General features: G+C 59.8%; 14 protein-coding genes. 2 read left to right on the top strand and 12 right to left on the bottom strand.

From position 1 onward, the window contains the following. Positions 1-10: 10 nt before the first annotated feature. Genes rpsS through rpsJ form a run of 6 tightly spaced genes read right to left on the bottom strand, consistent with a single transcriptional unit; the run spans position 11 to position 3,090 of the window. Complete coding sequence (gene rpsS / locus FB466_RS02845; RefSeq protein ID WP_141915673.1) at positions 11-292, bottom strand: 30S ribosomal protein S19; 282 nt, start codon at positions 290-292, stop codon at positions 11-13. A gap of 15 nt (positions 293-307) precedes the next feature. Further along, positions 308-1,144: a 50S ribosomal protein L2 gene (rplB, locus tag FB466_RS02850; RefSeq protein ID WP_141915675.1), complete on the bottom strand. Its 837-nt coding sequence runs from the start codon at positions 1,142-1,144 to the stop codon at positions 308-310. Between the two features lie 26 nt (positions 1,145-1,170). Continuing rightward, positions 1,171-1,470: a 50S ribosomal protein L23 gene (gene rplW, locus FB466_RS02855; RefSeq protein WP_141915676.1), complete on the bottom strand. Its 300-nt coding sequence runs from the start codon at positions 1,468-1,470 to the stop codon at positions 1,171-1,173. Next, on the bottom strand, positions 1,467-2,114 hold the full coding sequence (rplD, locus tag FB466_RS02860; protein WP_141915677.1) for a 50S ribosomal protein L4: 648 nt from the start codon (positions 2,112-2,114) through the stop codon (positions 1,467-1,469). The genes rplW and rplD overlap by 4 nt, the downstream gene beginning before the upstream one ends. Before the next feature lie 3 nt (positions 2,115-2,117). Beyond that, a complete protein-coding gene (gene rplC / locus FB466_RS02865) occupies positions 2,118-2,774 on the bottom strand; it encodes a 50S ribosomal protein L3 (protein ID WP_141915679.1) in 657 nt (218 codons plus the stop codon). A gap of 7 nt (positions 2,775-2,781) precedes the next feature. Further along, the gene (gene rpsJ / locus FB466_RS02870; protein WP_141915681.1) at positions 2,782-3,090 is read right to left on the bottom strand and encodes a 30S ribosomal protein S10; all 309 of its coding nucleotides are present in this window, start codon (positions 3,088-3,090) and stop codon (positions 2,782-2,784) included. A 416-nt stretch (positions 3,091-3,506) separates the two neighbouring features. On the opposite strand from rpsJ, the gene FB466_RS02875 reads away from it, so the two are divergent. After that, on the top strand, positions 3,507-4,313 hold the full coding sequence (locus tag FB466_RS02875; protein ID WP_141915683.1) for a PfkB family carbohydrate kinase: 807 nt from the start codon (positions 3,507-3,509) through the stop codon (positions 4,311-4,313). Between the two features lie 169 nt (positions 4,314-4,482). Continuing rightward, on the top strand, positions 4,483-5,796 hold the full coding sequence (locus FB466_RS02880; RefSeq protein ID WP_141915685.1) for a UDP-glucose dehydrogenase family protein: 1,314 nt from the start codon (positions 4,483-4,485) through the stop codon (positions 5,794-5,796). A gap of 540 nt (positions 5,797-6,336) precedes the next feature. Here the strand turns inward: FB466_RS02880 and tuf are convergent. The 6 genes from tuf to FB466_RS02910 form a co-directional block, all read right to left on the bottom strand. After that, entirely contained in the window at positions 6,337-7,530 is a 1,194-nt protein-coding gene (tuf, locus tag FB466_RS02885; RefSeq protein WP_141915687.1) for an elongation factor Tu, read from the bottom strand. Between the two features lie 125 nt (positions 7,531-7,655). Then, a complete protein-coding gene (gene fusA / locus FB466_RS02890) occupies positions 7,656-9,770 on the bottom strand; it encodes an elongation factor G (RefSeq protein WP_141915689.1) in 2,115 nt (704 codons plus the stop codon). Positions 9,771-9,902: 132 nt separating this feature from the next. After that, positions 9,903-10,373: a 30S ribosomal protein S7 gene (rpsG, locus tag FB466_RS02895; RefSeq protein ID WP_141915691.1), complete on the bottom strand. Its 471-nt coding sequence runs from the start codon at positions 10,371-10,373 to the stop codon at positions 9,903-9,905. After that, positions 10,373-10,747: a 30S ribosomal protein S12 gene (rpsL, locus tag FB466_RS02900; RefSeq protein ID WP_141915692.1), complete on the bottom strand. Its 375-nt coding sequence runs from the start codon at positions 10,745-10,747 to the stop codon at positions 10,373-10,375. Before rpsL ends, rpsG begins: the two co-directional genes overlap by 1 nt. A gap of 280 nt (positions 10,748-11,027) precedes the next feature. Further along, positions 11,028-12,488 carry a hypothetical protein gene (locus FB466_RS02905; RefSeq protein WP_141915694.1) on the bottom strand — a complete coding sequence of 487 codons (1,461 nt, stop codon included), beginning with the start codon at positions 12,486-12,488 and terminating at the stop codon, positions 11,028-11,030. A gap of 92 nt (positions 12,489-12,580) precedes the next feature. Then, on the bottom strand, positions 12,581-13,222 hold the full coding sequence (locus FB466_RS02910) for a spermidine/putrescine ABC transporter substrate-binding protein (RefSeq protein ID WP_141915696.1): 642 nt from the start codon (positions 13,220-13,222) through the stop codon (positions 12,581-12,583). Positions 13,223-13,353 lie beyond the last annotated feature (131 nt).

Here is a 13,353-nt window from a genome sequence, read left to right on the forward strand (position 1 = left end):
GTCACCGCGTCTAGCGGCGACGGCCCTTCTTGTCGTCCTTCACGTGTCCACGGAAGGTGCGGGTGGGAGCAAACTCACCGAGCTTGTGCCCAACCATGGTTTCGGTGACGAACACCGGAATGTGCTTGCGACCATCGTGAACCGCGATGGTGTGACCCAACATGGCGGGGATAATCATTGAACGACGTGACCAGGTCTTGATCACGTTCTTGGTGTTGGCCTCGTTCTGCGTAACAACCTTGCTCAGCAGGTGGTTGTCAACGAAGGGGCCCTTCTTAAGACTGCGTGGCATCTTCTAAAACTCCTACTAGCGCTTCTTGCCGGCGTTGCGGCGGCGAACGATGAGCTGGTCGCTTTGCTTGTTCTGGCGACGGGTGCGGCCTTCCTTCTGGCCCCAGGGGCTGACCGGGTGACGACCACCGGAGGTCTTACCCTCACCACCACCGTGCGGGTGGTCAACGGGGTTCATGGCAACACCACGAACAGTCGGACGAACGCCCTTCCAGCGCATACGCCCGGCCTTGCCCCAGTTGATGTTGGACTGCTCGGCGTTGCCGACCTCTCCAACGGTCGCGCGGCAGCGTGCGTCAACGTTGCGGATTTCACCCGACGGCAGACGAAGCTGCGCGTAGGGACCATCCTTAGCAACGAGACGCACCGAGGCGCCGGCGCTACGAGCCATCTTTGCTCCACCACCGGGACGCAACTCGATGGCGTGAACCACCGTACCGGTCGGGATGTTGCGCAGGGGCAGGTTGTTGCCGGGCTTGATGTCAGCGCCGGGACCCGACTCCACAATGTCACCCTGCGAGAGCTTGCTGGGAGCAAGAATGTAGCGCTTGGTGCCGTCCACGTAGTGAAGCAGCGCGATACGGGCGGTGCGGTTGGGGTCGTACTCGATGTGAGCAACCTTGGCGTTCACGCCGTCCTTGTCGTTACGACGGAAATCGATAACGCGGTACTGGCGCTTGTGGCCACCACCAATGTGACGGGTCGTGATGCGTCCGGCGTTGTTACGACCACCGGTCTTGGGCAGGGGACGAAGAAGTGACTTCTCCGGAGTCGAGCGCGTGATCTCAGCGAAGTCAGCAACACTCGAACCGCGACGACCAGGCGTCGTGGGCTTGTATTTACGAATAGCCATGTGTGTATTCCTCTTGACTTCCTGGTCTAACTTACGACCGTGAAGATGTCGATGGAGCCGGACTTGAGCGTGACAATGGCACGCTTGGTGTCCTTGCGCTTGCCCAGACCGAACTTGGTACGACGCGTCTTGCCCTTGCGGTTCAACGTGTTGATAGACGCCACCTTGACATCGAAGATCTTCTCAATGGCGAGCTTGATCTCGGTCTTGTTGGACTCGGGGTGCACCTCGAAGGTGTACTGACCGTTGTTGTCAATCAGCGAGTAGCTCTTCTCAGAGACCACGGGGGCGATGATGACATCGTGCGGGTTCTTGTTCAGGCTCATGCCGAAACCTCCTTCTTGGCAGCAACGAACTCGTCGAAAGCTACCTTGGTGAAGACGATGTCGTCGCTGACGAGGACGTCGTACGCATTCAGCTGGTCCCAGTTGATTACGTGCAGGTCTTCGATGTTACGAACACTCTTCAGGGTGACGTCGTCGGTACGGTCAAGCACAACGAGTGCGCGGCGTCCGGGGGCAACGATCGTCAGGAACTCAACAGCGGTCTGAGTTGAGGGAGCCTCCAGGACACCAATCGACTCAACAATGTGAACGCGCTCGCCACGGGCCCGGTCCGAGAGCGAACCGCGCAGGGCGGCAGCAATCATCTTTTTGGGCGTACGCTGTGCGTAGTTACGGGGTGTCGGTCCGTGGACAATGCCACCGCCGGTCATGTGGGGTGCACGGATCGAGCCCTGACGAGCGCGACCGGTTCCCTTCTGCTTGAACGGCTTGCGACCCGCACCGGAAACCTCGCCACGATTCTTCGTCTTGTGGGTTCCCTGACGTGCGGCGGCAAGCTGGGCCGTCACGACCTGGTGGATAAGCGGGATGTTGGTCTCAACGTCAAAGATGCTCGCGGGCAGCTCGACCGAACCGGCCTTCTTACCCTGAGCGTCAAGAACATCGAGCGTGGTTGCGGTAGCCATGAACTACGCCCCCTTCACTGCGTTGCGAACGAATACGAGACGGCCACGGGCACCGGGAACGGCACCCTTGACCAGGATGAGGCCCTTTTCGGCATCCACAGCGTGAACCTTGAGGTTCTGTACCGTGACACGCTCGCCACCCATACGGCCGGCCATGCGCATACCCTTGAACACACGACTAGGCGTGGCAGAGGCACCGATAGAACCAGGCTTACGGTGGTTACGGTGGGCACCGTGCGATGCGCTAACGCCCTTGAAGTTGTGACGCTTCATCACACCGGCAAAGCCCTTACCCTTGCTCGTGCCGACAACATCGACAAGCTGGCCAGCCTCAAAGACTGTCTCGGGGCTGAGCTCCTGGCCTGCCGAGTACTCGGAGGCGTCGGCGGTGCGAATTTCCGTGATGTGGCGACGGGGTGTTACTCCGGCCTTCGCGAAGTGACCAGCAGCAGGCTTGTTGACCTTGCGAGGGTCAATCTGGCCAGCGGCGATCTGAACCGCGCTGTAGCCATCTACCTCGGGTGTGCGAACCTGGGTTACCACGTTCGGGCTGATTTCAATAACGGTAACGGGTACGAGCTTGTTGTTCTCATCCCATACCTGGGTCATGCCAAGCTTCGTGCCCAGCAGACCACGTGCGGTCTTAGCAGCAGTAGACATGATTCCCCTAGAGCTTGATCTCGATGTTGACATCGGCGGGTAGGTCAAGACGCATAAGCGAATCGACAGCCTTGGGCGTCGGGTCTACGATGTCGATCAGGCGCTTGTGCGTGCGCTTTTCGAAGTGCTCGCGGCTGTCCTTGTACTTGTGAGGTGAACGGATCACTGCGATCACGTTCTTCTCGGTGGGTAGCGGCACCGGACCGATGACCGTGGCACCCGCGCGGGTTACCGTGTCAACAATCTTGCGTGCCGAGGTGTCGAGACCGGCGTGGTCATACGACTTAAGTCGAATGCGGATCTTCTGTCCCGCCATGTGTGACTCTCTCTTTCTCGTTGCGTCGTATGGTTTTCACCACATTGGACGTCTTGCGGACTAAACGTGGAACACTCTCATGTCACACCGCTGTTCTTCTATCAAACCCCGTATCACGGCCCATCGAGGAAACCTCGACACCCGCGGATACCTGACCTCGGTTTCTCCACACAGCAACGCGAAGCGCGTGCAGCGTATGAGATTGAGTGGTGGGCGTGTTCTGCTACCCGCGGCCTAACGACACTTCTCGGGAAACCCGGAATCCGCTATGCACAGCCTGGTAGTGATTCGCGCACGCAAGAGCATGGCGAAATACTGAACTAAGCAAGTGTGCCACAGTTTTAGGGCACTTTGCAACCCGGGCGTGTCGCACCTCTCGGCTCGTGCCCACCGGGAAGATAGGACAGAATATTCCTATGCCCCATCTTGTACTCACTATTGCCGGTTCTGAAGCGACCGGAGGTGCCGGAGCTCAAGCCGATCTTAAGACGTTTCAGGCCCGAAACGTCTTCGGTATTGCCGCGCTCACCTGCATCGTTTCCTTCGACCCCACGAACAGTTGGAACCACCGCTTTGTCCCCGTTAACCCGGACGTCATCGCGGATCAGCTGGAGGCCATCACCGGCTGCTACGGACCCGACCAACTCAACACCGTCAAGATCGGGATGCTCGGCTCACCCGCCACGATTGACGTGGTCGCACAAGCCCTTCATGCACGGCCTTTCACGAATGTGGTATTCGACCCGGTACTGATCTGTAAGGGGCAGGAGCCCGGGCATGCGCTCGACACCGACCAGGCCCTCACGGCGAGCATCCTTCCGCTGGCCACCGTTGTCACCCCCAACCATTTTGAAGCCCTCCAACTCTCCGGGATGACGGAAATCACGAACATCGCCGACCTGAGCGACGCAGCAAAACGCATCTTCGATATAAGCGGCGCGGCCGTGCTTGCCAAGGGCGGCGTGCGGATCGCTGGACCGAATGCCATTGACGTCTTCTACGACGGCAGCACTCTTGATGTTCTCTCGGCCCCCAAGGTCGGCGAGGTTGCCGTGAGCGGGGCCGGCTGCTCTCTCGCTGCCGCCATCGCCGCCGAAATCGCAACCGGTTTCAGCCCGCGCGAGGCAGCCCACAACGCCAAAGAGTTTGTCTATCGAAGCATCGAGAACCGGGTAAGTTCACACGCTCCCTTCGACGCCGTTTGGCAGGGCACGACCCCCTAGGTGCCGCCAGCACCCCTCGGCTCCGCACTCCTGCTCTGGCCGGGCAGCGTGAGCGCACTCAGTATGATGGTATGGGTTTGGCCCGCACGCGAGCCTGACAATGGCTCGTTCCGTTGTATATCCGGCACGCAGAGAATTCACTCAGAGACCACAAGGGAGACACACAAGGATGCGTTTATCAGTCATCGGATGCGGGTACCTGGGTGCTGTCCACGCGGCATGCATGGCAGAACTTGGTCATGAGGTTGTCGGAATTGATCTCGACGAGAGTAAAGTCCGTTCGCTATCCGAGGGCGTTGCGCCATTCTATGAGCCCGGACTTCCTGAGGTTCTCCGCTCGGCACTCGACTCCGGTCGTTTGCGATTTAGCAGCGACCCTGCGGATGCGCGTGGAGCTCGCGTACACTTCATTGCCGTCGGCACACCCCAGAAGTCGGGAAGCTCGGCAGCCGATATGACCTACGTTGACTCGGCCATCAACGCGCTCATCCCCGCCCTCTCACCCGGTGATCTGGTCGTGGGGAAGTCCACCGTTCCAGTGGGCACGGCTCAGCGCCTCAGCGCAACGCTTCGCGATGCGGGCACCGGCGCACTGCTGGCGTGGAATCCCGAGTTCCTTCGCGAGGGGTTTGCCATCCAGGACACAATCAGCCCGGACCGTTTGGTGTACGGACTTCCTGCGGGCATCGACGGTGAGACGGCACGCGCCCTCATGGACGAGGTCTACGCGGCCGCGCTGGCAGCGGGAACCCCCCTCGTTCCCACCGACTACGCCACGGCAGAACTCGTTAAGGTTTCCGCCAACGCGTTCCTCGCCACCAAAATTTCCTTCATTAACGCTATGGCTGAGATCGCCGAGGTGACAGGTGCAGACGTCACGCAGTTGGCAGATGCGATTGGTCACGATGTCCGCATCGGCCGCCGCTTCCTTAACGCGGGTGTGGGCTTCGGCGGCGGTTGCCTACCCAAAGACATCCGAGCCTTCAGCGCGCGGGCCGATGAGTTGGGCGTGGGACACTCTCTCGGCTTCCTGAAAGAGATGGACGCCATCAATCTGCGGCGGCGCGATCGAGTCGTAGCCCTTGCCCTGCGCGAGCTCGGTGCCGAGTTCCCGCGCAAGAAAGTCGCTGCTCTTGGCCTGGCGTTCAAACCCAATTCGGATGACGTACGCGACTCCCCCGCCCTGGAGATCGCCACCCGGTTAGCCGCCGAAGGAACCTCGGTGACTGCCACAGACCCCGAGGCTCTGCGCAACGCGCAACGTGTCCAACCGCAGCTGACCTACACGGCGTCGATTGACGATGCCCTCCGCGGCGCTGACCTCGTTATTGTGGCCACAGAGTGGGTCCACTTCCGCGAGCTTGACCCGGTCATCGTCCGCGAGCTCGTCACCACCCCGACCATCATTGACGCACGCAACTGCCTGGATGCCGACCGTTGGCGGGCCGCCGGTTGGACCTATATCGGGCTCGGCCGCCCCTGACCCCATGCGGAAGGGGCCGAGCCGCCCGTGCGGCCCGGCCCCTTCTTTCTTTAACACATGGGAACCAGCAACCGGTGCGCGTCTCCGCGCGATTAACGTCTTGTTGTTTCGACGTCGGTGCCGACTCTTCGCTGGTATGACGGTGACGAGGTTGCTCTATCGGCACAGCGAACATCCATCGTCATCTTCATCGAATCCGGGTAGTCTTCAGCGCCTATCGCTAAGGCTCCTGCCTGCTCACACTAGTGGGTGTCACGCCCACAGGGTGCCGCTGGCCACTCGGTTCGGTTCATTTGCACACGTATAGCTTCTGTCACCTAGCCTCCTCACCAATGCCCGGTCAGTGCCGGGAAGTACCAACCAGTGTGCCACCGCGCGAGAACATCCACAAGGGTGAGGAGTGACAAGGAGGCCGCTACGCGGGTAGCTGGGGCATCGCATCATCTTCACCCACGGCAGACGGAGACAGCACCAGGGCCAATAAAAAAGCCGACCCCGTAGCGTATGCTACGGGGTCGGCTTTTAGTAAGTAGTAAGTACTTACTTGTTGATCTTCGTCACGGTACCAGCACCTACGGTACGGCCACCCTCACGGATGGCGTAGCCGAGGCCCTCTTCCATAGCGATGGGCTGGATGAGCACAACCGACATGTCGGTGGTGTCGCCAGGCATAACCATGTCGGTGCCCTCAGGAAGGGTGATAACACCGGTTACGTCCGTGGTACGGAAGTAGAACTGGGGGCGGTAGTTGGTGAAGAACGGGTTGTGACGGCCGCCCTCTTCCTTAGACAGGATGTAGGCGGTGCCCTCGAACTCGGTGTGCGGCGTAACCGAACCAGGCTTCACGATAACCTGACCGCGCTCAACATCCTCACGCTTCGTTCCACGAAGGAGCAGACCACAGTTCTCACCAGCCCACGCCTCGTCGAGCTGCTTGTGGAACATTTCGATTCCGGTCACAGTCGTCTTGACGGTGGGACGGATTCCCACGATCTCAACCTCAGAGTTGATCTGCAGGGTTCCACGCTCGGCGCGACCCGTGACAACGGTTCCACGACCGGTGATCGTGAAGACATCCTCAACGGGCATCAGGAACGGCTTGTCCTTGTCGCGTACGGGGTCCGGAACGCTGTTGTCAACGGCTTCCATGAGTTCAAGAACGGAGTTAACCCACTTCTCGTCGCCCTCAAGAGCCTTCAGGCCCGAGACCTGCACAACGGGGACGTTGTCTCCGTCGAAGCCCTGGCTGGAGAGAAGCTCGCGAACCTCAAGCTCAACGAGCTCCAGGATCTCCTCGTCCTCAACCATGTCGGACTTGTTCAGCGCGACGAGCAGGTAGGGAACACCAACCTGCTTGGCGAGCAGAACGTGCTCACGGGTCTGAGCCATCGGACCGTCAGTAGCCGCAACCACAAGGATTGCGCCATCCATCTGAGCAGCACCGGTGATCATGTTCTTGATGTAGTCGGCGTGACCCGGAGCGTCTACGTGTGCGTAGTGACGCTTGGGGGTCTCGTACTCGACGTGCGAGATGTTGATCGTGATACCACGCTGACGCTCCTCGGGAGCGGAGTCGATGGTAGCGAAGTCACGCTGCACGTTGGTCTCCGACGGGTACTTGTCAGCAAGCACCTTGGAGATTGCGGCGGTAAGAGTGGTCTTACCGTGGTCAACGTGACCGATCGTTCCGATGTTTACGTGCGGCTTAGTCCGCTCGAACTTGGCCTTCGCCACTGTGGTCCTCCTCAGGACTTTCATGTAGTTACCCCTAAACGGCGACTGCCGACAGGGATGTCTACGGGGGTTGTGTATTTATGTTACTTGCTTAGTCGAAATCTTTCGACCAACCGGGGACGAAACTATTCGCCCTTGGTTTTCTGTACGATCTCGTCAGCCACGGCCTTCGGGACCTCAGCATAAGAATCGAACGTCATCGAGAACACCGCGCGACCTGAGGTCTTCGACCGCAGATCACCAATGTAACCGAACATCTCAGACAGCGGGACAAGGGCGCGAACGACCTTGACGCCACTGGCGTCTTCCATGGACTGGATCTGACCACGACGCGAGTTCAGGTCACCGATAACGTCACCCATGTACTCCTCGGGGGTGCGAACTTCGACAGCCATCATCGGCTCGAGCAGAACCGGGTTTGCCAAACGAACGGCCTCTTTGAAAGCCATTGATCCGGCAATCTTAAACGCCATCTCCGACGAGTCAACATCGTGGTACTGGCCGTCAAGAAGGGTAGCCTTCACTCCGACCATGGGGAAGCCAGCGAGCACACCCACATTGAGGGCGTCCTGGATCCCCTGGTCAACCGAGGGAATGTATTCACGGGGAACGCGGCCACCGGTGACCTTGTTCTCGAACTCGTAGGTCTTCTCGCTGTCAGCCTCAAGCGGCGCGATGGCGATCTGAATCTTTGCGAACTGACCCGAACCACCGGTCTGCTTCTTGTGGGTGTAGTCGTGCTTTGCAACCTCGCGACGAATCGTCTCTCGGTACGCAACCTGCGGCTTACCCACGTTGGCTTCAACCTTGAACTCGCGACGCATCCGATCAACAAGGATGTCGAGGTGCAACTCGCCCATACCGGCGATCACCGTCTGGCCCGTTTCCTGGTTGAGGCTCACGCGGAACGTGGGGTCCTCTTCGGCAAGCTTCTGGATAGCCGTTCCCAGCTTCTCCTGGTCTGCCTTGGTCTTCGGCTCAATCGCAACCTCGATCACGGGGTCGGGGAACGTCATCGACTCCAGGACAACCTGGTTGTTAGGGTCACAGAGGGTGTCACCGGTGGTGGTGTCCTTCAGACCAATAACGGCGTAGATGTGGCCGGCAGCAATGCTGTCAACAGGGTTCTCCTTATTGGAGTGCATCTGGAAGATCTTACCGATGCGCTCCTTCTTACCCTTGGTGGAGTTGTACACCTGACCACCCGAGGCCACGTGGCCCGAGTAGACACGAACGTAGGTCAGCCGACCGAAGAACGGGTGAACAGCAACCTTGAAGGCCAGGCCCGCGAAGGGCTCATCGAAGTCAGCGTGACGCTCGATAATGATGCTTTCATCACGGGGGTCGTGCGCCTCGATAGCACCCACGTCAAGCGGGTTAGGCAGGTAGTCGATGACGGCGTCAAGCATCGGCTGCACGCCACGGTTCTTGAAGGCCGAACCACAGAGAACCGGGTAAATCAAGCTGTTCACCGTGAGGTAACGGATACCCTTCTTGATCTCCTCGATCGTGAGCTCCTCACCACCGAAGTACTTCTCCATCAACTCGTCGTCGGTCTCGGCAACGGTCTCCAGAAGCAGCGTGCGGTACTCCGCAGCCTTTTCCTTCAGGTCGGCGGGGATCTCTTCGATTTCGTAGCTCGCACCCATGGTGACATCACCCTTGGAGTCGCCGCGCCAGGTCTTTGCGACCATCTCAACCAGGTCTACAACACCCTCGAAGTTGCTCTCAGCGCCAATCGGCAGCTGAATCACGAGAGGCTTCGCACCCAGGCGGTTCACGATTGTATCGACCGTAAAGTAGAAATCGGCACCCAGTTTGTCCATCTTGTTGACGAAGCAAATGCGGGGCACGTTGTACTTATCGGCCTGACGCCACACCGTCTCGGACTGGGGCTCAACGCCCTCCTTGCCATCAAAAACGGCGACGGCACCGTCGAGCACACGGAGCGAACGCTCCACCTCAACGGTGAAGTCAACGTGACCGGGGGTGTCGATGATGTTGATCTGGTTGTTCTTCCAGTAACAGGTCGTCGCGGCCGACGTAATCGTAATACCGCGCTCCTGCTCCTGTTCCATCCAGTCCATCGTCGAGGCACCGTCATGCGTCTCACCGATCTTGTGGTTCACGCCCGTGTAAAACAGGATGCGCTCGGTGGTGGTGGTCTTTCCAGCATCAATGTGGGCCATGATGCCGATGTTGCGGACCTTGTTCAGGTCGGTGAGCACGTCAAGTGCCACGGGGTTCCTCCGAAAGTTATCTGGGTTGTCTGAGGTTATGTGCCGGCCCGGGGTCTGAAAGACCACCGCTGGGCGGCTCCGGCTTTCGACAGTATCGCACGCGATCCTGTCGAAAGCCGGAGCCGATTCGCACTACCAGCGGTAGTGCGCGAAGGCCTTGTTCGACTCGGCCATCTTGTGAGTGTCTTCACGACGCTTTACAGCGGCACCAAGACCGTTGGAGGCATCAAGAATCTCGTTGGTCAGACGCTCAGTCATCGTGTTCTCACGACGAGCCTTGGCGTAGCTGGTCAACCAACGCAGTGCCAGAGTGTTGGCCCGGTGAGGCTTGACCTCAACGGGCACCTGATACGTTGATCCACCAACACGACGCGAGCGAACCTCAAGCGTGGGGCGCACATTGTCGAGCGCCTTCTTGAGGGTCACAACGGCATCCGCACCGGTCTTGGCGGAAACACCGGCGAGTGCGTCGTAAACGATGCGCTCGGCGAGGCCCTTCTTGCCATCCTTGAGGATCTTGTTCACGAGCTGGCTAACAATGGGGGCACCGTAGACCGGATCGGCAACTACGGGGCGCTTAGGAGCTGGTCCCTTACGAGGCATTACTTCTTCTCCTTCTTAGCGCCGTAGCGGCTACGAGCCTGCTGGCGACCCTTGACGGCCTGGGTGTCAAGGGCACCACGAACGATCTTGTAGCGAACACCGGGGAGGTCTTTCACACGACCACCACGAACGAGCACCATCGAGTGCTCCTGAAGGTTGTGTCCCTCACCGGGGATGTACGCGGTGACCTCGGTACCGTTGGACAGCTTCACACGGGCGACCTTACGCATCGCCGAGTTGGGCTTCTTGGGGGTGGTGGTGTACACACGGGTGCATACTCCACGCTGCTGCGGGTTTGCCTTCAGGGCGGGCGCCTTGGTCTTCGTGACCTTGGGCGTGCGACCCTTCCGGACCAACTGCTGAATAGTTGGCACTTCTTCTCCTTATATGTGCTGCACGGTGACAGCTTGTGCATTAAGCGGTGTGCATTCGTGCGCGACCCTGAGGATGCGCACGAGTTCATTTGGACCCACCGAAAGCGCAGAGTTGCGCCCTCCTATGTGGCGGGTATGCCGTGGGGGTCGCGCTCTTTCAAGACGCGGCCCGAGGATTTCGACGCCACCAACCGCAACGCATCCTTTAAAGGCGCGACAAGATTGGTGGCAAAGAGCACCAGGGAGCAATACTATCTCGTGCGCGACACACAGCGCAAGATTAGAACAGCGAGGGCAAGAGGGTGATATCAGCCTTGCCATCCACGAACCCACGAACTGAACCCATAATTGCGACGCTGATCGAGTTCGTACTCGATGTTCCGCTGCGGCCTGTGGCCGGATCGCTCACGTCCGAGGTGGCACTCGCCGCGCCCTTTTTTGTGGTACTGATACTCCAGCCGCCCGAGCCCGATGCCTCGATGGCGGTGACAGGCCGCGGGTTCAACGTCCAGACAATATTGGTGTAGACGTACCCCTCGTTCTCCTTCTTAGCCCCGAACGGGCACAGCAGGGGCTGAAGCTCCGTGGACTTCACGCAGTCATTCAGGTAGCTGTCAATCGCATCGTTTATCGCTTGCGTGCCCTGATCGGTGAGAGTGAAAGAGAGCTCATTAGCGGGACTATTGACCGTGTCAGTCTGAAAACCGGTGACGGACACGCTGGCCGGGTCACCCGTAAACCACTCGTTCTCGGCGATCTCGACGGTGTAGGTGCCCGGAAGCGCGCGCAGGTTTTCACCACGCTCGATCGCATCGGCCAACGAAACCCCCGCAATCGTGCCCTCGCCCCCCTCCGGAACCTCGATCGATGTGATGTCGATGGTCTCCAGGGGAAGTTTGTCAATCTCCCAGACGTCGAAGAAAAGCATCTCTTTCCCGGTGCTCTTGAGCTGGAACGTCTGTGTGCCGGAGTTTTTACCCTGCTTCAGGGAAACCTTTACCTGGGCGGTGCCGCCCTTTGTCTGGGATGACTCGACAGTGTAGCCCGTGATGCGATCCGTGGCCGCGGCGTAGGCTTTATCGGTGAGCAGAATATCGTCATCCGTTGTCGTGACATTGGCCTGGGCAAGCGCATCTCGAACGCTGCCGTTGGTGAGGTCACCGAGAAAAGACTCAACGGCATGCTCCGGAGAGTGGTTGGCGCTCTGCACGGCGAAGAAGACCCCGACACCGCCGCCGAGCAAAACGATGGCCGCTCCGGCAATGCCCAGACCAAGGAAAAGCCCCTTCTTGGACTTTTGGGGCTGATTGGGCTCACCGGCAAACTGACCCACACCACCAAATGGGGGCTGCTGCCCCGGGGGGATGCCACCCGCGGCGGGGTACCCGTTGGGGGCTGACTGTTGCCCAGCCGGATAACCCTGTGGCGCACCGGCGGGTGGGAAACCTTCCTGCTGCGGATATCCACCCTGTTGTGGGTAACCACCCTGTTGTGGGTAACCACCACTCTGAGGGGAATGAGCGGCCGGATCAGACCACTGCTGCTGCGTCTCAAAAACCGGCTGTTGATACATCGGTGGTTCCCCGAAGACGGGCTGGGCCGGGACGGCCTGATCGGGGGCGACGCCCTCGGGCAACCCGGGAAAAGCAGCAGCGGATGCCGGGCCGGACACACTTTCCTGGCCGGAGAAGTCCTCCGGGTTGACAGGCTGCTGCTCACCGTTGTTCGGCTGGTCGCTCATAGATGATGCCCCTTAAAATCTGAATACATACTTTTCGCAGTCTACCCAGAATCTCAGAAAGCTCTGAGTCGCTAACGATCAATCACACCAACCTAGTGCGCCGGGGGAAACTCCAACGAGTTGGTGAGTTCGTCGAGCATTGCTTGAATCTGCGGCTCGACACAGGTGGCGATGGCGTGGCGGATACGCCCTGAATGCGTGGCAACCGCCCGACAGACCTCCTGCCCCGCCCCCTGAGCACACCGATCTGCGCGCACCATGTCGGCCCGGAGGGCAACTTTTTGCTCCTCCGTGAGAGGTGGGCGCGGATCCGGCGGTGGCGGCACCTCCTCTGCCATGCTGGCGAGAGTGAACAGGAAGGGCTGCCCCGGATCAGGCTCAGGGTCGAGCTCGATCCCCTCGTACTCCGGATCAAGCCCCTCCGTGGGGTGGTATCCGGCCGGCGTGCGAATCGCCTCCGCCTCAGCCAGTTCCTGCTGCAACAGGGGCAGATGCGCCTCGGTATATTCGTTCACCATCTTGTCAATAATGCGCTGTAGCCGACTGACGAGCGCATGCTGAACCTGGTGCGGCACATCGACATCCATGCCGGCGGCGCGCACCATCGGCGAGTTGTAGCATCGGCGACACAGCCGCCCACGCGAGCGAAATGAGGACGGCTCCCACCGCGGGAGCCAGCGCAGCCACGCATCGACGGCCGCAGAAACGCGCGCTTCGGTGCTGTCTTCGGCCATACATCAACGGTACCGACAGCATCCCCCGCGGCCAAGCCAACACCGATGATTGTGGATAACTCCGTGACCCTAACGTCTCGGAAGGAGGGCGTTTGCCGGTAGGTTTTAACCGTGGAGAGGCACCACCCAAA

The organism is Klugiella xanthotipulae (assembly GCF_006716695.1).
Lineage (GTDB): Bacteria > Actinomycetota > Actinomycetes > Actinomycetales > Microbacteriaceae > Klugiella > Klugiella xanthotipulae.